A 19,306-nucleotide genomic window follows, 5' to 3' on the forward strand; every position below is an offset into this window, starting at 1 on the left:
TACAACCGATGGAAGCGCTGGAGCGACATGGGTGTTTTCGCCCGGATGATGGAGGGACTTGCTTCCGAAGCCGCCGACCGGAAGACAGTGATGATCGACGCCACCTATCTCAAGGCGCACCGCACAGCCTCAAGCCTGCGGTTGAAAAAGGGGGGCGTGGCAGGCTGATTGGGCGGACGAAGGGTGGCATGAACACCAAATTGCATGCCGTCACTGACGCGAAAGGCCGTCCGATCAAGTTCTTCATGACAGCCGGCCAAATCAGCGACTACACCGGCGCGGCGGCCCTTTTGGGTGCCCTGCCCGAGGCCGAATGGCTGTTGGCCGATCGGGGTTATGACGCCGACTGGTATCGTGAAGCCTTGCAGGACAAGGGCATCACGCCCTGCATTCCTGGCCGGAAGTCCCGAGGCAAGCCAGTCAAATACGACAAACGCCGCTACAAGCGGCGCAACCGTATCGAGATCATGTTCGGCAGGCTCAAGGATTGGCGCCGCATTGCGACCCGCTACGACAGGTGCCCGAGGGTCTTTCTGTCCGCCGTCGCTCTCGCCGCAACTGTCATCTTCTGGCTTTGAAAATTAACGAGTCTGGAGCCTAAGACACTGATCGTGGACTGAACCCCGCGACCCATTTGTCGAAGGTCAGAACAGCCTTCTCCGCAAACGATCGGCTAAAGAGTAAGCATAAAGCCTGTACCTATATGCATGGCCGGCGACTCCGTACCGATTACCTGCACCGCTGTCTAGAAGCATCTCGATCTTAAGCTTTATAGTGGCGATATCGTCTGTCTGAACGCAGTATTCTGTCAAGTACCAGAACAAGAAGCGGTCACGGAAACTCGGATCTGGCGTTACCGGAGCCGCTACTGCGCGGGTCAGCTCATCATACGTGCGTACCTGCTGCGTCGCTTGTCCAAAATCCGAAGCAGCATAGCTAATGACGGGCTTACCCTGAATCAGCGCTTCGAAAAGAACGCCAGAATTTGCTCCCGCCACCAACTTAGCGTCCGCGACTAGGGTATGGATAGAAGCCTGCGAAAGCGATACGTTCGGCCTCTGGGCGAGCTCGGACAGCAACGCCGAGATTGCTTTGCTTCTACAGCGCGGATGTCGCTTAATGACGACCCTTAACCTCTGGGCGGCGGCTGCCTCGACAATGCAGCGGACGGCCTTGAACTTATCCAACCACAAACCTTTGGTGACGGAATCGTTCTCGACCTGCAGGGGAATGAACAGATATCCCGACTTAATGTCGGTACCCTGTTCGGGCTGGAGATACTTTGAACGGTTTTCTTTCCGCATTCCTTGCGCCAATGCCCGCACAAAGGTTCCTGCCTGTCTGGCATCCTTTCTACTGATCTCCGCTGCGAACCGTTCGGGGTGACTGGCCAGTTCTGAAAAGCAAGCATAACCCATCCGGTCCATAGTATAATAAGGGGAAATATAACCTTCCTTACAGCGCAAGATGTTGCCAGCCCGGCCATGGGAATGAAAGCTGATCGTGGCATCCCCCGCTCCGTCGGGACGAGGCGCGCGTTCGGCTCCACGCGGCAACCAGACGGGGTCCACAAGCACACCGAGGTCGGCCAGCGCTGCAAGCAGCGAACTGTAGAAAAGACGGTGCCGCTGGCCGTCTTCGGAGTCCCTGAACCATGCCTCAGGAACCTCGAGAGTCACAATCTTGCGGCTAGCGGTCGTGTTAGTCATCGGGTTCTTTAAAGACGCCACGGTGTTTATGATTTTTCGCCCATGGGAAACATCAGCCGGCCTACCAGCTTGGCAAATGGGTTGCGGATGTTCCTGACAAAGACAATTGGGGTACTGTGCAGATGCTTAACCGCCGTATCGCCGCCGCGCCGACGTACGACCGGCTCCAGGATCGGAAGCCAAACGCGTAGCATGTTTTGCGGACCAAGAGGGCTTGCCTTGGAATAGGCCAGCCAACACAGCCTTGAATGGCGGCCCTCCCAATGTTCGCGTGCAAAGGCGGCCGGGTTTTCCGTTAGGCTGGATGCTAGGTCATTTCGACCGCGCCGACGATACACTAGCGCCATCATAGGAACCGAGGACCAGAGCCGCCATCCAAACGGCCCATAGTTCACAATCCTTTTCAGCTTTTTCTTGGCCTTGGCCTTTTTGGCTGCGGTTCTGCTTTCTGCATAGGCTGCCTCGGCCAGTTGGAACTCCTCAAGATAAATTGGGCAGGATGGCGGCGGGGCCTCGCGTCGAGGGAACAAATCTATCGCCTCCGAGTCGAAGTAGTCCCGTGCGATGCGACCGTTCCCAGCTGCTGCCGCCTCCATGAGGCTTGTGGCTTCTTTGTCCGATAAGACCCAAGGTGCAGGCATCGGCAACTTGTTTTGCCGCCGCCAAGCGACCAAGCCGGTTGTGATCGCCTCGATGAACTTCAAGTAGATCTGCTTGTTGGAGAAGGGCCGCTTGTTGAACTGCCGGATCAATTCAACGTGTGTGGCCGATACGCGAGCTTCGTTGGTCTTGTGCCGGTCGGGCAGGGGCAATCGAGCAATCAAAGGCAGTCGAGTGACGCTGGCAAAATCATCAATGATGCTCCATTCTTGACTGCGCGTGCGCAGATAGCGGCGTACGTGGATTGCCTTGGGGGGAAGGTGCTGTTCCCACCCGCGAACCAGGCCATCGTAGTCCAACAATTCCTGCGTCTTGTCTTTGGCCAGCCATCTTGCGAAGCTTTCCGAAGTCGAATTGATCGCACCGCCGGCCACGAACTCGCAGTACTGGGAGTTTGCCCATTCGTCTTGGCGGCGTAGATAGACCACCATCTCCGGGTTGAAATTCTTAAAATACTCAGCAAGATTCAAAGAGTTGCGGTTGAGGAAAAAGGCCTCTGAGGACAGCACGATAGTATGGATCCGCCCATCCATCAGCGACAGCCCACTCAGCAGGTGCTGGCGCAGGATCTGCCGTTTGTCGGATGCCTCGCTGATAAATCCGACATGGCCAGCCTGCTTGTGCGGCCGGTCAGCCTGCCAGAAAAGGCCGACTTCGGGATACCAGATTCCATTGCGCAGTAGCTCGGGGCGGTTGTCCTCTAGCAGGTGCTGCAATACAGTACTACCGGTTTTAGTGGCGCCAAGATGCAAGATCACACGCGGCAGCTTGCAGGGCATAGCGTTCGGTGATGTTGAGGGCTTAACTAGTTTGTTGCGGGCGTAAGTATTCAGCGCCTGCTGAAAATCGCGCTCCGCCGCATTTTTAGGATTCTGTAGGTACTCCTTGTAAAGCTCAGCCGCATCAATGGGCTTAATAGCATGTGCGCGCTCGATATAGTCGCGGCGCCGCAGGCGGGTTGCGGCGAACAGTAGTCCATAAGCACCCGCGCGAAGATGGACGGCTGAAAGCTGCGAAGGATCCCGAAGAAGATGTTGAGGGCCGAGGCCAGAGCGCTCAAGCGTGGCGGCAAGCCGTTCGATGAAGATATCCTCGGACTTTTCGGCTTTTGCGGTCTTCCAAGCAAATCCAAAATATAGATAATGTAAAAACTGCGACACTTGAAAGCGTGCAAGCCACCAATGGGGTGATCCGGGGTCCAGCGCGCCGTGGTCGCGCAAGTGCCGGACCACAAGGTCGAAGTTCTGTAACTGGTTGTCCACATCCGCCATAGTCTGCGCGCGCCGAACAGCGGAATCAGACCGGATACGATACACGACACCATTGCTGTTGCAGAGCGAGATCACTGGGTCGGCCATGTATGCTTGGAGCAGAAAAGCGCGCTCCTCACGATAGCTGGTCAAGAATCTAATTTGGTTGCGGTCTAGAAAGTCGCGTCGGTAAAGCCAGTTCCAGAAATGTCGCGAATGGGCTATTTCGTGATGCTTGTCCAGAGAGGTGCGATGGACCTCGCGGGGGAAGAACCCCTCAGTGGTGTCACGCCGCATTTTTAGGACGTTACCCTGCTCGTCCTCGATTTGCTCATAGCGCTTGCGATAGCGCACCATGTCGGCCTCGTCCGCGTCGGCCATGTCCACGACGCGCTTCAGATGGCCGGGATCGGGCATGTAGTCGTCGGGGTCGATAAATAGCACGAATCGTCCACTCGCCAAATCCATGCCTTGGTTGCGCGCAAAGCCCGGTCCGACGTTCTCGGTGCGCCGGACTAAACGGAACCGAGGGTCGTGCGCGACAAAGCTTTCGACGATATCGGCCGACCTGTCAGGGCTGACATCGTCGATCAGGATGACTTCGAAATTCTGCATGCTCTGCCGTTGGATTGAGCCAAGGCATTCGGCGACATAGCGTTCCACACCATAAACGGGGATCACGATCGATACGTCAGGGATGTCCTGTACTTCCTGGGGAGATGGGCGGACCGGACGGTTGGTCTCAATGAAATCCAACACGTCCTCGATCTCGGCGGGCATATCGCCTTCCGGCAGGTGGTAGATCGTGTACCAGATGTAAATGGCGTAGAACAGCTCTGCCAAGTCGCGGGAGCGGTGGCGATGCGGCACCGTCGTCCGGTCGTCGGTCAGACCCCAGCCAGCATAGAGGGGCGCTCCGAAGCAGACTACCGGCTTACCGGCTAGCAATGCCTCCAGTCCCATGCCGCTAGTGCCGACATAGACTTTATCGACCATATCGAACAACTCGAAGGGATTGACGCTGTCACGCAGGATTCGAACGCGCCCTTCCGAAGTTAGGTGGTCAAAATAGCCCCGCCGCGTGGCACCCTTAACCCAATTCAGGTCCGGGTGGGTCTTGACCAAGATCTCGGCATCTGGGTTCTCGGAAACGGCGGCGTCAAGCATCGCCTTGAAATCTTGCTCCGACGCGCGCCCGTAGAAGGTCGAGGCATCTGAGAAGTTCTGGTCGACGACCAGCACGCGGCGCGCGTAGTCGGGCGACACCGAAGGTCGGTAAAAGGGCTGAGAATTGTACTTCGAGATGCGCGCATCGACAATGCGCTGCATCGCGCGCTCGGCCCGGGCGCGCTGTTCCACGGTTAGGCTGAAGTCGCCGTTCAGCTTTTCGTCCAACCGAGTTTCGTAATCCGACATGTAGTATTGGGCGCGGTCGTCAAAAATATAGCCCAGACAGGCCTGCCTCGGATCGCGCGAGGCCAGCGCTTCGGACCAACTGGTGGTTGAGGCTAGGAACCCCATTTCGAAGAAGAGCACCCGATCTTGGCGACGCACACGCGGAAGCAGATTGCGAGTGCTGTCATGCGATTTGGACAAGTCGTCTAGGATCGCACCGTACATCATCACTGGAGCGTTGCCGTCGATGTCCGTTTCGTCCATGGCAATCAGGTTAGGAAACAGGCGTGGAAGGTTCGCGGAAAATCCGGTCATTAGGTTGCGGCGCGGAAAGCCGATGCGGTGAAGTTGGTGCCGCTGAGCGAGCAGAGCTTCCCGGAAATCCGAAACGTCGGGTGCGTTGTTCCGGCCAATCAGTTCAAGAAATCGTGCGTAAAGGTCGGACGGATGCGTCTGTCCATGCTGGTCTTCCCGTTTCGTCATAGCCGTTTCTTTGATCCTCTAATCCGGGTTTCACCCGCCTTGTCTTCCACGGGCCGCGACTTCCAATCGGTACCGTATCGCGGGGCAGCCCACGACTGCCCATCACCATAGGTGAAACCACAACTTGGTGATAGTATCGACAACTGTATAACTGCACCAGCACCCTGCGGCGGCAGATTTGGGTGAACGGCAGCTTGGGGCCCCCGTTGAGGCTTACGTTAGGCACCCACCTCTGCTAAGATACCAATCACTCCCCCCGATCCCGGACTGCTGCCCTCCTCAAACGGGTTCCAAGCCATGGTATGCTGGAGCATTGGTGTTATGCCGAAGCTGGGCTGGGCAGATAGGAACAGATCGCCCCGCGCCTCCAGCGGGGGGTCCTGCGGCGACCACAGCAGCAGGTGCTTTAATTGCCGGACTGGACCATCGACCTTTGAACTGATCTCTACTGAATACGGTCCCTTCTGCCCGCGGTCCGAATGAAAGGTGATCGCAGGCTCAGCCCGTGAGGCAATCAGGAAGCAGGCTAGAAGCCGGCCTGACAGATTGAAATGCAGGTCCGCCCCTAGCGGAAAAATGTCACATTTGAGGATTCGGTTGGCAAAAGCCTCCGACCTTCCGGAATTCGGGAACACGATCTGTAGGTCCTTGCCTGAAAACCGCCTTTCCAGTTCCTTCCCGCACTTGGGCACTTTTGCCGACCGAGACTGCTGCAGCACCGTCTGAGCCAAAGCACTCGGGAATTCAGTCTCCACCGAATAATGAGGGTTATCCGCGTAAAGCTGGTCGACGGATAGATGGCCGAAGTTTTTGCGCCAAAGTTGGCTGGCATCGACCGGCGTTAGGCCATAGGCCGCAAACGTCCGCGCTAGGAGATCGCGATATTTTACCTGCTCGGCGCTGCCTGCTTCGCTTTTGTTATAGAGGACGATCGGCAATACGCGATAGCCGCGGCGGGCGCATATTTCGAAGAGCCATTGCGTATGATGGATCAGTACTTTGACAGGCAGCCCATGCGAAAAGTAGTTCGCTTCGTTTAGTGCGTACTCCCACAGAATAACCGGATTATTCGGCATATCCGCACAGGTCAGCAACCGATAAAGCCCCATGGCAGAAGTCGATGCTCCAATACTAAGATTGGTAACGTAGTTTTTATTGGGGTGAATTTCCTTAAGTTTGTCTGCCCACCCGTGCTTAAGTAGCGAGTTTGATCCACCGACAATAACCAGGGAGGGCGCTCGGGATTCGGAGGGAGTTTCTTTCGAGATATTCAATACGATAATTCCTATGCTAGAGGCATATATGTTGATATCAGCGGCTTGCGTCGCGCTAACTTAAATGAAAATAGTAGACTTTTAATTGAGCCGAAGCAAGCCTGCCCAGGGTCAGGATTCATAACCAATAGATGACGACAGCTGTGAGGGCGATAGCTGAGAGGTAGCCCTTCTGGGAGCGGTCGTATCGGGTCGCCACACGCCTCCAGTCCTTGAGCCTGCCGAACATGATCTCGATGCGGTTTCGCCGCTTGTAGCGGCGCTTGTCGTACTTGACCGGAAAGGCGTTGTTGCAGAACCTGAGCCGGTGAGGATTCACAGCTGGGATCCAGCAAGTTTGTAGGGCGTCATGCCGAAGGCGACGCCAACCCGCTACCGCACCACGAACTGGTCCGCCTACAATGCCGCGCTGCGCAAGCGCGGCGAGATGCTGATCTGGTTCGACAAAGACATGACGTGGCTCGCGCCGCACGACGGTCATGCCGGCAGGCCACCGGTCTTCTCCGATGCGGCGATCCAGTTCTGCTTGTCGATCAAGGCTCTGTTCAGGCTCCCCTTGCGACAGACCGCAGGGATGGTCGCCACCCTCTTGCAGCAAGCAGGGCTCGAATGGTCCGTTCCGGACGCATCTACGCTCTGCCGCCGGCAGAAAACCCTGGCGGTGCAGATCCCGTATCGCCGCGACGAGGGCCCGCTCAACCTGCTCGTGGACAGCACCGGCATCAAGTTTCTCGGCGATGGTGAATGGCAGGCCCGCAAGCCCGGCGTGCAGGGGCGCCGCCAGTGGCGAAAGGTTCATATCGCCATGGACCCCGCCACGTCCGACGTCCCGCCCGAGCTGCTCGATCAGGTGCCTCAGGACGAACCAATCGGCACGGTGACGGCTGATGGCGCTTACGATACCCGCCGTTGCCACACCGCTGTCCTCGAACGCGATGCCGTCCCGATCATTCCGATCCGCAAGAACGGCAGACCCTGGAAGGACGACGGCCCGGCGGCCAGAGTCCGAAACGAGACCCTGCGCGCAACGCGTCACTACGGCAGGGCGTTCTGGCAGCGCTCGACGGGCTACCATATCCGAAGTCGCCTCGAGGCGAAGATGCGGTGCTTCAAAGCCTTCGGCGAACGGATCGCTGCAAGAGACCCAGACCGCCAAACCGCCGAGGTTCCAATCCGCATCGCCCTCATGAACCGCTTTAACGCCCTCGGCACCGCCGAGATCGCCCGCGTGGCCCGACGTCAGCGGGGATAGGGGCAGTCACCCCTAAAGCCAGGGTAATGCAACAACACCGACCGGATGGCGAAAGACCATGTCGGCATGGGCATGCAGATGGTCGATATAGCTGTGCGTGCCGGTCTTGGGGACCGAGAACATCACCAGCGACTTGCGCCAGAAGATCAGCATGGGCAGGGCCTTTCAGGAATTCGGGGCGGAGTCACGCTGTGACGGATGCCGCCCCGATGCAAGCCCCCCGGCGTGCGGGCTGTCAGTCCCCGATCCGCGCCACGGGTGCGTCATGGGCCAGCGTGTCGCCCTCGGCCGCGATGCGGGTCAGGCGGCCCGCGCGGTGGGCCTCGATGCGGGTCTCCATCTTCATCGCCTCGATCACGGCGATGACCTGACCCTGCCGGACCTCGGCGCCGTCCTCGACCTGCCAGGCCGACAGGGTGCCCGCGATGGGGGCCGTGACCGTCGCCTCGTCCGCGGGCCGGGTTTCGGCGACGGGGGCAGCGCTGCCCATCCCCGCCAGCAGCGATTGCGGCAGCGCGATCATGTGGCGGCGGCCGTCGATCTCGATCGGCAGGCGCAGCATCACGGGATCGGGGTCGGGCGTGACGCGCGGGGCGGGGGTCAGCGCGGCATCCAGCCGTTCGGCGAAGTCGGTCTCGATCCAGCGGGTATGGACCGCGAAGCCGCCTTCATCGGCGCGGAACTCGGGCGCCTTCAGAACCTCGCGGTGGAAGGGCAGGACCGAGGCGACACCCTCGATGCGGAATTCCGCCAGCGCGCGCGCGGCGCGGGCCAGCGCGGTCGCGCGGTCCGGCCCGGTGACGATCAGCTTGGCCATCATCGAATCGAAGGCGCCGGGCACCGTGCCGCCCTGTTCGACGCCGCTGTCCAGCCGCACGCCCATGCCGCCGGGGGCGGCGAAGACCTCGATCGGGCCGGGGGTCGGCAGGAAGCCGCGGGCCGGATCCTCGGCATTGATGCGGAACTCGATCGCGTGGCCGGTGGGGGCGGGGACGTCCTCGTCGGCCAGGCGCGCGCCTTGGGCCACGCGGATCATCGCGCGGACGATGTCGATGCCGGTCGTTTCCTCGGTGACGGGGTGTTCGACCTGCAGGCGGGTGTTCACCTCGAGGAACGAGATGGTGCCGGAGGCCGACAGCAGGAACTCGACCGTGCCGGCGCCGGAATATCCGGCATGGGCGCAGATCGCGCGGGCCGAGGCATGGATGCGGTCGCGCTGGTCGTCCGTCAGGAAGGGGGCGGGGGCTTCCTCGACCAGCTTCTGGTTGCGGCGCTGCAGCGAGCAGTCGCGCGTGCCCAGCACCTTGACGCGCCCGTGGCGGTCGGCCAGCACCTGCGCCTCGATATGGCGGGGCTTGTCGAGGAACTGCTCGACATAGCATTCGCCGCGGCCGAAGGCGGTGACGGCCTCGCGGGTGGCGCTGTCGAACAGCTCCTCGACCTCGTCCAGCGCCCAGGCAACCTTCATGCCGCGACCGCCGCCGCCATGGGCGGCCTTGATCGCCAAGGGCAGGCCGTGTTCCTGCGCGAAGGCCAGCGCCTCGGCACCGCTGCCGACGGGACCGGGGCTGCCCGCAACCAGCGGTGCGCCCACGGCCTCGGCGATCTCACGCGCGCGGATCTTGTCGCCAAGCGCCTCGATCACGGCGGGATCGGGACCGATCCAGATCAGCCCGGCATCCTGCACGGCCCGGGCGAAATCCGCGTTCTCGGACAGGAAGCCATAGCCGGGATGGATCGCCTGCGCGCCTGTGCGCTGGGCGATCGCGATGATCTTGCCCCCATCGAGATAGCTGTCGGCAGGCTTTGCGCCGCCAAGCGCATGTGCCTGGTCGGCCAGCCGCACGAAGGGCGCATCGCGGTCCGGATCGGCATGGACGGCGACGGATTCGATCCCCTCGTCGCGGCAGGCGCGGATGACGCGCAGGGCGATCTCTCCGCGGTTGGCGATCAGGATGCGGGTGATGGGCGAATGCCCCGTGTCAAGAAACAGCGTCATGGGAAGGCTCCAGTGTCAGCGGGGCAAAGGGGGCGCGGGCGACGAAGCGGATGCGTGCGCCGGGCGGGATCTGGGCGGCCAGATCCAGCGCCGAGGGGTCGAGGGTGGCGATGACCGGATAGCCGCCGGTCAGCGGGTGATCGGCAAGGAACAGGACGGGTTGGCCGGAATGCGGGACCTGGATCGCGCCGATGGCGGTGCCTTCGGACGGCAGCTCGGCCCCGTCGCGGGTCAGCGCATCGCCCTGCAGACGGATCCCCACGCGCGAGGATTGCGGCGTGACCTGCCAGTCCTGGCCCAGGAAGGATTGCACCTGGTCGTCGGTGAACCAGTCCGTGCGCGGCCCCAGGGTGACGGGCAGAGTGACGGTCCGGTCGGATGCCGGCAGGTCGGGCGCGGATTCGGGCAGGCCCGTCGCGTCGGCGGGCAGGCGGGCGGGCGACAGCGCATCGCCTGCCGTCAGCGGTTTGGGGCCGATATTCGACAGCGTGTCGGTCGCGGCCGATCCCAGCACGGGGGCCACGTCGAACCCGCCCCGCAGCGCGAGGTAGCTGCGCATCCCACGCGCGGGCGGGTCGATCCGCAGCCGGTCGCCCGCATCCATCGCAAAGGCCGCGCCGGGGGCGATGGGCAGGTCGTTCACATGCGCGGTCGCGGCGCCGGTCAGGGCCAGCGTCAGCGCCTCCTCGGCCAGAAGCACCACCGGCCCGAGGGTGATCTCCAGCACGGCACGGCCATGGGGGTTGCCCACGGCGCGGTTGGCGCGGCGCATCGCGCCCCGGTCCATCGCCCCGGACGCCGTGACGCCCTGCGCGGCCTGACCGGCGCGACCCTCGTCCTGCAACAGGATCGGGAATGCGGTACGCTCAACCCTCAGCCCCCTGGCCGGTGCGGGTGTGGGCACGGCCACCGAATGCGGCGTGGCGCGACCTTCGACGAAGCGCACGCGCGTTCCCGGTTGCAGCAGCGCGGGCGGGTCGCGGGTCAGGTCGAACATCGGCAGCTCGGTCCGGCCGATGAGCTGCCAGCCGCCGGGGCTTGCCTGCGGATAGATCCCGCCGAAGCGCCCCGCCAGCGCGACCGAGCCCGCGGGAATGCGCGTGCGCGGCGTCGCGCGGCGCGGCAGGTCGAAGCGCGGATCGTCGCAGGTCATGTAGGCGAAGCCGGGGGCAAAGCCGCAGAAGGCCGTCTGCCATGTCGCGGCCTGATGGGCGGCGATCACCTCGGGTGTGGTCAGGTCCATGTGGCGGGCCACGTCGTCCAGATCCTCGCCGTCATAGGTGACGGGGATCTCGATCAGGCGGGCGTCTCGCAGGGCGGGGGCGGTGCCCGGACGCGGGGCGGCCTGCGCGATGCGCCGCGCAAGCGCCGCGTCGGCAAGGGTGCCGGGGGCGGTGCGGATCATCAGGGTGCGGGCGGCGGGAATGATCTCGGCCACGCCCGGCACGGGGTCTGCGGCAAGCGCGTCGAACAGCGCCAGCGTGGCGTCCAGATCCGGCAGCTCGACCAGGGTCATCTGCGGGCCGATGGGCAGGAAGCGCATGGTCATTTGCCCGCGAAGGGGGCGATGGTCACGCCCTCGGCCAGAAGCAGGTCGCGGATGCGGGCGGCCATGGCGACGGCGCCGGGGCTGTCGCCATGCACGCAGATGCTGTCGGCCTGCAGGTCCAGCATGCTGCCGTCGATGGCCTGGATGGTGCCCGTGCGCGCAAGATGCAGCATCCGCGCGGCGACAATCTCGGGGTCGTGCAGCACCGCGCCGGGATCGCGGCGCGACACCAGCGCGCCGCCGGGGGTATAGGCGCGATCCGCGAAGGCCTCGGCCACGGTCGCAAGGCCCGCATCGCGGGCGCGGGTCAGGATCGGCGCCCCGGCCAGCCCCATCAGCACCAGCGACGGATCGACCGCCAGGATCCCCGCGATCACCGCATCGCCCTGCCGCGCATCCGACGCGATGGTGTTGTACAGCGCGCCATGCGGCTTGACATAGGCGACCCGCGTTCCCGCCGCCCGCGCCAGCCCCTGCAGCGCCCCGATCTGATAGATGACATCGGCGGTCAGGTCGTCCGGCGCGACATCCATCGCGCGCCGACCGAAGCCCACCCGGTCGGGATAGCTGACATGCGCGCCCACGGACACGCCGCGTTCGGCGGCCATTCGCAGCACCGCCAGCAGCGATGCCGGGTCGCCCGCGTGAAAGCCGCAGGCGATGTTGGCGCTGCTGACGATGTCCAGCATGGCTGCGTCGTCGCCCATGGACCAGGCGCCATAGCCCTCGCCCAGGTCGCTGTTCAGGTCGATGGTGGTCATGCGGGTCTCCTTGTTCACTGGCCGAGGAAGGCGAAGATTGTGCCGACCGATGCGGCCCCCATGTACCAGGTCAGCGCGCAGATGATCGCGCCTGCCAGCAGCAGCGGCCGGTTGTAGCGGTGCCCCCCCATCAGGTCGGATCGCGCGAAACCGACATAGGTGAAGATGGTCAGGCCGATGGGCAGGATAAGCCCGTTGAAGCCGCCGACAAAGACCAGGATCGCGGCGGGCGCGGTCCCCAGGGACAGGAACACCGCCAGCGAGAAGGCGATGAAGCCGACCGTCGCGCGCCCCCGTGCCGCATCGCCGCGCACGCCTACCACGTCGAGGAAGCTGACCGAGGTATAGGCCGCCCCGATGACCGAGGTGATCGCCGCTGCCCACAGGACCAGGCCGAAGACGCGCAGGCCGATCTCTCCGGCTGCGGCGGCGAAGGCCTGTGCCGCGGGGTTCGCGGCCTGCCCCGACAGGTCCAGCGTGACGCCCGACGCGACGACCCCCAGGATCGCGCAGAACAGAACGAAGCGCATGACCCCGGTGACCGCGATGCCGGTCAGCGCGGCGCGGGTCACGGCGGCAAGGTTCTCGGTCCCGGTCAGGCCCTTGTCCAGCAGGCGATGCGCCCCGGAATAGGTGATGTAGCCGCCGACCGTGCCGCCCACGATGGTCGTGATCGCGGCAAAGTCGATATCGGAGGGGAAGACCGCCTGGCGCAGCGCCTCGCCCACGGGCGGGTTCGATTGCAGCGCGACGAACAGCGTCATCAGGATCATCACGACGCCCAGCCCGACGATCATGCGGTCCAGCAGCAGGCCCGCGCGATGCGACAGGAAGATCGCGATGGCCAGCGCGGCGGTGATCGCGCCGCCGATCTTCGGATCCAAGCCCAGCAGCGCGTTCAGCCCCAGGCCTCCGCCCGCGATGTTGCCGATATTGAAGGCCAGCCCGCCGATCACGACCAGCGCCGACAGCAGGTATCCCGCGCCGGGGATCGCCGCGTTCGCCGTCTGGGACGCGCGCCGGCCCGTCAGCGCGGTGATGCGCCACACGTTCAGCTGCACCACGAAGTCGATGATGATCGAGGCCAGGATCGCGAAGGCGAAGGCCGATCCCATCTGCGCGGTGAAGCTGGCGGTCTGCGTGATGAAGCCCGGCCCCACGGCCGAGGTGGCCATCAGGAAGATCGCGGCAAGGAAGCCGCCCCTGACGGTGGCGTTGGCGGCCGTGGGCGCGCTGGTTGTCATGATGCTCTCCTGTCGTTCTTTTCACGAAGGTTCGATGACGGTGCGGCGATCGGTCAATAAATTTCCGACAAATCTGCACAGATTGTTGAACAATAAATGTGATCACGCCCCTGTTATGCCCTTTGTTTAGGCAGTTATCGGGCCTGAAGCCCCCGACATTCGGGCGAATCGATGTGACGGCGCTTGTCGCAGGACGGCGTTCGCGCAATGATCCGACCCTGATGAGCGATACGACCACACCCAGCCTGCCCGAGGAAATCGCGGCCCGACTTCGCGACCGCATCACGGGCGGCATCCTGCGCCCCGGCCAGCGCCTGTCCGAGGCCGCGCTGGCCGCCGACATGCAGGTCTCGCGCAACACCCTGCGAGAGGTGTTCCGCCTGCTGACCCGCGAGGGGCTGCTGACGCATCTGCCGAACCGGGGCGTTTCGGTCGCCGTGCCCTCGATGGGGGCGATCCTCGACATCTATCGCGTGCGGCGCCTGATCGAGCTTCCGGCCCTTGCCAATGCGCGCCCCCGCCACCCGGCCATCGCCCGGATGTCCGAGGCGGTGGACGACGCGCGCGCCGCGAGGGAGGCGGGGGACTGGCAGGGGGTCGGCAGCGCCAACATGCAGTTCCATGCGGGCATCGTCGCGCTGACCGACAGCCCGCGGCTGACGGCATTCTTCGCGCAGCTGACTGCGGAACTGCGGCTGGCCTTCGGGCTGATCGACGACGCGCAAGAGCTGCACGCCCCCTTCATCGAGACGAACCAGGACCTGCTGCACAAGCTGGTGGCGGGCGACACGCAGGGTGCCGCCGAGCATCTGGCATCCTATCTGGACCGGTCCGAGCGGCTGGTGCTGGAGGCATTCGCGCGGATCGAGATGCGCTGATGCGAAGACGCCCGGACGGCGGGTCCGGGCGTTTCGGGATCAGGTGTCGAGGTTCTCGACGTTGAGCGCGTTCTGCTGGATGAATTCGCGGCGCGGTTCGACCACGTCGCCCATCAGCTTGGTGAACAGGTCCTCGGCCTCGGCCACGTCCTCGATGCGGACCTGCAGCATGGTGCGGGCGACCGGGTCCAGCGTGGTTTCCCACAGCTGTTCGGGGTTCATCTCGCCCAGACCCTTGTAGCGTTGCAGCGACAGGCCCTTCTCGCCCTCCATGAAGACCGCCGACAGCAGCCCGAGCGGGCCATAGATCGGCTGGTCGCGATCCTTGCGGACCAAGTGGGCGGGCTTGGAATAGATCTCCTGCAGGGCCTGCGTCATCTCGCCCAGGCGGCGGCTTTCGCCGCTGCGCAGCATCTGGCCGTCCAGCACGCGCGCCTCCTCGACCCCGCGCAGGGTGCGCGTCAGGCGGATGCCGGCGTCCTGGGTCGGGCGCCCCTGCCAGCCGCGTTCGTATTCGGCGGCGATCAGGTCCAGCCGGCCGGCTATGGCATCGGCCACGCCCTGCGCGTCGCTGTCCACCCGGCCCTGCACCAGCGCACCGGCGATTGCCGCCTGTTCGGTGATGTGGGGCGGGTAATGCGTGGGATAGGCGCGCAGGATGCGCCGCGCGGTGCGGGCCTCCTCGACCACGCGGGCAAGGTCGTTGCCGGTGATCTGCTGGCCGTCGGCAAGGCGCAGGCTGGCGCCGTCGATGCCCTGCTGGATCAGGTAATCCTCCAGCGCGGCCTCGTTCTTCAGATAGACCTCGGACCGGCCGCGACCGACCTTATACAGCGGCGGTTGCGCGATATAGAGATGCCCCGCCTTGATCAGCTCGGGCATCTGGCGGAAGAAGAAGGTCAGAAGCAGCGTGCGGATATGCGCGCCGTCCACGTCGGCATCGGTCATGATGACGATCTTGTGGTAGCGCAGCTTCTTGAGGTCGAATTCGTCGCGCCCGATCCCGGTGCCAAGCGCGGTGATCAGCGTGCCGACCGTTTCCGAGGACAGCATCCGGTCGAAGCGCGCGCGTTCCACGTTCAGGATCTTGCCGCGCAGGGGCAGCACGGCCTGGTTCTTGCGCGAGCGGCCCTGCTTGGCCGAACCGCCTGCCGAGTCGCCCTCGACGATGAACAGTTCGGACAGCGAGGGGTCCTTTTCCTGGCAATCGGCCAGCTTGCCGGGCAGCGAGGCCACGTCCATCGCGGTCTTGCGGCGCGTCAGCTCGCGCGCCTTGCGGGCAGCCTCGCGGGCCAGCGCGGCCTCGATGATCTTGCCGACGATCTGCTTGGCGTCGTTGGGGTTCTCCTCGAACCATTCGGCCAGCTTCTCGCCCACCAGCCCTTCGACCGCGGGGCGCACCTCGCTGCTGACCAGCTTGTCCTTGGTCTGGCTGGAGAATTTCGGGTCCGGCACCTTCACGGACAGGACGCAGGTCAGGCCCTCGCGGGCGTCGTCGCCGGTGAAGTCCACCTTTTCCTTGCGGGCGATGCCGCTTTCCTGCGCGTATTTGGTAATGACGCGCGTCAGCGCCCCGCGGAAGCCCGCCATATGCGTGCCGCCGTCGCGCTGCGGGATGTTGTTGGTGAAGGGCAGCACCGTCTCGTGATAGCTGTCGTTCCACCACATCGCGACCTCGACCCCGATGCCGTTCCGCTCGCCGGTCATGAAGATCGGCGTCTCCATCGTGGTGGTCTTGGAACGGTCGAGATATTTCACGAACTCGCGCACGCCGCCGTCATAGAACAGCTCGGTCCGCAGGGGCTCGGCGGGACGCTCGTCCTCGATGATGATGCGGACGCCGCTGTTGAGGAAGGCCAGCTCCCGCAGGCGGTTCTCCAGCGTCTTGAAGACATAGTCGAGATTGCTGAACGTGCCTTCCGGGTCCGTCGTCTTGGACGAGGCCATGAAGCGCACCTCGGTCCCGGATTCGCCCGGCGCATCGCCCACGACGCGCAGATGCTCGGCGGTCTCGCCCTTCTCGAAGCGGGCGTAATGTTCCTGGCCGTTGCGCCAGATGCGCAGTTCCAGCCAGTCCGACAGCGCGTTCACGACCGACACGCCCACCCCGTGCAGACCGCCCGAAACCTTGTAGCTGTTCTGGTCGAACTTGCCGCCCGCATGCAGCTGGGTCATGATGACCTCGGCCGCGCTGACGCCTTCGGTGGGGTGCATGTCCACCGGGATGCCGCGCCCGTTGTCGCGCACGCTGACGCTGTTGTCGGCATGGATCTTCACCCGGACGAAGTCGGCGTGACCGGCCAGCGCCTCGTCGATGCCGTTGTCCACGACCTCGTAGACCATGTGGTGCAGGCCCGATCCGTCGTCGGTATCGCCGATATACATGCCGGGACGCTTGCGCACGGCCTCGAGGCCCTTGAGAACCTTGATGGAATCGGCGCCATAGCTGGCGGGTTGCGCGGCAGTGTCGTTCATGGATGAAGGTTCCTTGTCGTACTGTCCCGATATATCCCCTCGGGCGGGCAAAGTCACGGCTTTGACAGGGTTTTTCAGCCCCCGCGGCGGGTTTTCGATCAGTCCGGCCAGGCGGCCTGCGAACGGCTGCCGTCGCGGGTCACGGACAGGGCGCGCGCGCGGATGCCGAAGGCGTCGAACAGCTCGGGGCCGGTGCCGGTCAGAAGGCTCTGGGCGGGCATGGTGGCGATCCGGTCATAGAGTGCCGCGCGGCGGTCGGCATCCAGATGGGCCGCCACCTCGTCCAGCAGCAGAAGCACCGGCTGGTCGGACAGCGCACGGGCATTGGCCAGGATCAGCGACAGCAGCAGCGCCTTCTGTTCGCCGGTCGAGGACAGCGCGGCGGGCATGTCCTCGGGGCCCCAATGCGCGCCCAGATCGGCACGGTGCGGGCCGGTCAGGCTGCGCCCCGCCGCCATGTCGCGCGGGCGCATCGCGGCCATGCGGTCGGCGATGGATGCGGCATCCGCATCGTCGGCATGACCCTCGCCGGGCAGCAGCGTCAGGCGTGCGGCCGGAAAGTCGCGCCCGCCTTCCTGCGCCGCGGCGATCCGGTCCAGCGCCTCCAGCCGGTTGCGGGTCAGGGCGGCGCCGGCCTCGGCCATGCGGGCCTCGAGCGCGCGATACCAGCGCGGATCGCCCGCCTGGTCGCGCAGCAGGCGGTTCCGTTCGCGCATCGCCTTGTCATAGCTCAGCGCAAGATCGGCATGGTCGGGCATCAGCGACAGCGTCACGCGGTCGAGGAAACGCCGCCGCCCCTCGGGGGCCTCGGTCCACAGGCGGTCCATCGCGGGGACCAGCCAGATCACCCGCAGCAGGCGGGCCAGCGCGGTCTGGGGCACCTGCCTGTCGTCGATGGCGACGCTGCGGGACTGGCCGGGTGCGGCCTGGGTCTCGATCAGGTTGTCGGACAGTTCGGCGCGGATGCGCCAGCCCGCATCGACGCCCTTGCGCGCCTGTTCGGGGGCTGGCGCCGCGCGAAAGCCGCGCCCCGGCGCCAGCATTGACGCGGCTTCCAGGATGTTGGTCTTGCCCGATCCGTTCGGGCCGAAGATCGCCAGCGGGCGCGCGTCCAGATCAAGATCCAGGCGCGGCCAGGACCGGAACTGCGCCAGCTCGATCCGCCGCAGTGTCACACGCGCATCGGCATGACGACATAGACCGCGCTCTCGTCGCTGCCCTCGCGGATGAGGGCGGCGTCGCCCGATCCGTTGAACATGAACACGGCATTGTCGCGATCGACCTGGCTTGCGATCTCCTGCAGGTATTTCGCGTTGAAGCCGATTTCCAGCGGCTCGTCGCCATAGGCCACGATCAGCTCCTCCTCGGCGGCGCCGGCATCGGGGGCGTTGACCGACAGGATCAGGCGGTCCTGGTCCAGCGCCAGCTTGACCGCGCGCGAACGTTCGCTGCTGACGGTGGCCACGCGGTCCACCGCGCGGGCGAAGTCGGTCGCGTCCACCTCCAGCTTGCGGGCGTTGCTGACGGGGATGACGCGGCTGTAATCGGGGAAGGTCCCGTCGATCACCTTCGAGGTAAGCGTGATGGTCGGCGTGGCGAAGCGGATCTTCGTCTCGCTGACGGAGACGGCGATCTCGGCCTCGTCGTCGTCCAGCAGCTTGCGCAGCTCGCCCACGGTCTTGCGCGGAACGATCACGCCCGGCATGTCGGCGGCGCCATCGGGCAGGTCGGCGTCGATGCGGGCCAGGCGGTGGCCGTCGGTCGCCACGCAGCGCAGGCTGCGCCCCTCGGGGCTGTCCGAGACATGCATGTAGACGCCGTTCAGGTAATACCGCGTCTCTTCGGTCGAGATGGCGAATTTCGACTTGTCGAACAGCCGCTTGAGCACGCCCGCGGGGGCGGTGAAGTTCGCGGCGTATTCGCTGGTCGCCATGACCGGGAAATCCTCTCGCGGCAGGGTCGCGAGGTTGAAGCTGGAGCGGCCCGCCTGCACCTGCAGACGTCCCGATTCCGCATCGGCGCTGATCTGCACCAGCGCGCCGTCGGGCAGCTTGCGGGCGATCTCGTTCAGCATGACGGCGCTGACGGTCGTGGCGCCGGGGCGCACGACCTGCGCGGGCGCGCGGTCCACGACCTCGGTGTCCAGATCGGTCGCGCGGAAGCTGACGCCGTCATCCGATGTCTCGATCAGGACGTTGGCAAGGATCGGAATGGTGTTCCGACGCTCGACGACGGATTGGGCCTGTGCGACGGCCTTGACCAGCACGGCACGCTCGATCGAGAATTTCATCAGCTTCCCCTGTCCCATTCGGCCATCGATGCGAAGGCCGGACCCGATGTGTAACGGCCCCCGGCGCATCGCTCAAGACGTTAGATG

At 64.4% G+C, this 19,306-nt stretch carries 13 protein-coding genes and 2 pseudogenes; 3 read left to right on the forward strand and 12 right to left on the reverse strand.

The window, feature by feature from the left end; all coding sequences use genetic code 11:
- Positions 1 to 578, forward strand: a pseudogene (locus tag QMZ16_RS14845) (IS5 family transposase); the annotation flags it as partial.
- Positions 579 to 644: 66 nt separating this feature from the next.
- Here the strand turns inward: QMZ16_RS14845 and QMZ16_RS14850 are convergent.
- The 4 genes and pseudogenes from QMZ16_RS14850 to QMZ16_RS14865 all read right to left on the reverse strand — a co-directional run.
- The gene (locus tag QMZ16_RS14850; RefSeq protein ID WP_282603803.1) at positions 645 to 1,709 is read right to left on the reverse strand and encodes a hypothetical protein; all 1,065 of its coding nucleotides are present in this window, start codon (positions 1,707 to 1,709) and stop codon (positions 645 to 647) included.
- A 26-nt stretch (positions 1,710 to 1,735) separates the two neighbouring features.
- Positions 1,736 to 5,497, reverse strand: coding sequence for a glycosyltransferase (locus QMZ16_RS14855; protein WP_282603804.1), 3,762 nt, complete (start codon positions 5,495 to 5,497; stop codon positions 1,736 to 1,738).
- A gap of 218 nt (positions 5,498 to 5,715) precedes the next feature.
- Entirely contained in the window at positions 5,716 to 6,771 is a 1,056-nt protein-coding gene (locus QMZ16_RS14860; RefSeq protein ID WP_282603805.1) for a hypothetical protein, read from the reverse strand.
- 118 nt (positions 6,772 to 6,889) lie between these two features.
- Positions 6,890 to 7,051, reverse strand: a pseudogene (locus tag QMZ16_RS14865) (transposase); the annotation flags it as partial.
- Positions 7,052 to 7,120: 69 nt separating this feature from the next.
- Between QMZ16_RS14865 and QMZ16_RS14870 the strand changes: the two are divergent.
- Positions 7,121 to 8,023 (forward strand): IS5 family transposase, encoded by a 903-nt coding sequence (locus QMZ16_RS14870; RefSeq protein WP_282603806.1) that lies wholly within the window; start codon positions 7,121 to 7,123, stop codon positions 8,021 to 8,023.
- 12 nt (positions 8,024 to 8,035) lie between these two features.
- On the opposite strand, the gene QMZ16_RS14875 is transcribed toward QMZ16_RS14870, so the two are convergent.
- The 5 genes from QMZ16_RS14875 to QMZ16_RS14895 form a co-directional block, all read right to left on the reverse strand.
- On the reverse strand, positions 8,036 to 8,176 hold the full coding sequence (locus QMZ16_RS14875) for a hypothetical protein (protein WP_282603807.1): 141 nt from the start codon (positions 8,174 to 8,176) through the stop codon (positions 8,036 to 8,038).
- A gap of 82 nt (positions 8,177 to 8,258) precedes the next feature.
- Positions 8,259 to 10,022 carry a biotin carboxylase N-terminal domain-containing protein gene (locus QMZ16_RS14880; protein ID WP_282603808.1) on the reverse strand — a complete coding sequence of 588 codons (1,764 nt, stop codon included), beginning with the start codon at positions 10,020 to 10,022 and terminating at the stop codon, positions 8,259 to 8,261.
- Entirely contained in the window at positions 10,006 to 11,571 is a 1,566-nt protein-coding gene (locus QMZ16_RS14885; protein ID WP_282603809.1) for an urea amidolyase family protein, read from the reverse strand. The genes QMZ16_RS14880 and QMZ16_RS14885 overlap by 17 nt, the downstream gene beginning before the upstream one ends.
- Entirely contained in the window at positions 11,568 to 12,332 is a 765-nt protein-coding gene (locus QMZ16_RS14890) for a 5-oxoprolinase subunit PxpA (protein ID WP_282603810.1), read from the reverse strand. Before QMZ16_RS14890 ends, QMZ16_RS14885 begins: the two co-directional genes overlap by 4 nt.
- Before the next feature lie 14 nt (positions 12,333 to 12,346).
- A complete protein-coding gene (locus QMZ16_RS14895) occupies positions 12,347 to 13,576 on the reverse strand; it encodes an NRAMP family divalent metal transporter (RefSeq protein ID WP_282603811.1) in 1,230 nt (409 codons plus the stop codon).
- A gap of 221 nt (positions 13,577 to 13,797) precedes the next feature.
- Between QMZ16_RS14895 and QMZ16_RS14900 the strand changes: the two genes are divergently transcribed.
- A complete protein-coding gene (locus tag QMZ16_RS14900) occupies positions 13,798 to 14,454 on the forward strand; it encodes a GntR family transcriptional regulator (RefSeq protein WP_282603812.1) in 657 nt (218 codons plus the stop codon).
- Between the two features lie 39 nt (positions 14,455 to 14,493).
- On the opposite strand, the gene gyrB is transcribed toward QMZ16_RS14900, so the two are convergent.
- The 3 genes from gyrB to dnaN form a co-directional block, all read right to left on the reverse strand.
- Positions 14,494 to 16,929: a DNA topoisomerase (ATP-hydrolyzing) subunit B gene (gene gyrB / locus QMZ16_RS14905; protein WP_282603813.1), complete on the reverse strand. Its 2,436-nt coding sequence runs from the start codon at positions 16,927 to 16,929 to the stop codon at positions 14,494 to 14,496.
- Positions 16,930 to 17,027: 98 nt separating this feature from the next.
- A complete protein-coding gene (gene recF / locus QMZ16_RS14910) occupies positions 17,028 to 18,104 on the reverse strand; it encodes a DNA replication/repair protein RecF (protein WP_282603814.1) in 1,077 nt (358 codons plus the stop codon).
- The gene (dnaN, locus tag QMZ16_RS14915; protein ID WP_028725748.1) at positions 18,101 to 19,219 is read right to left on the reverse strand and encodes a DNA polymerase III subunit beta; all 1,119 of its coding nucleotides are present in this window, start codon (positions 19,217 to 19,219) and stop codon (positions 18,101 to 18,103) included. Before dnaN ends, recF begins: the two co-directional genes overlap by 4 nt.
- Positions 19,220 to 19,306 lie beyond the last annotated feature (87 nt).

The organism is Paracoccus sp. PARArs4 (assembly GCF_947311865.1).
GTDB lineage: Bacteria > Pseudomonadota > Alphaproteobacteria > Rhodobacterales > Rhodobacteraceae > Paracoccus > Paracoccus zeaxanthinifaciens.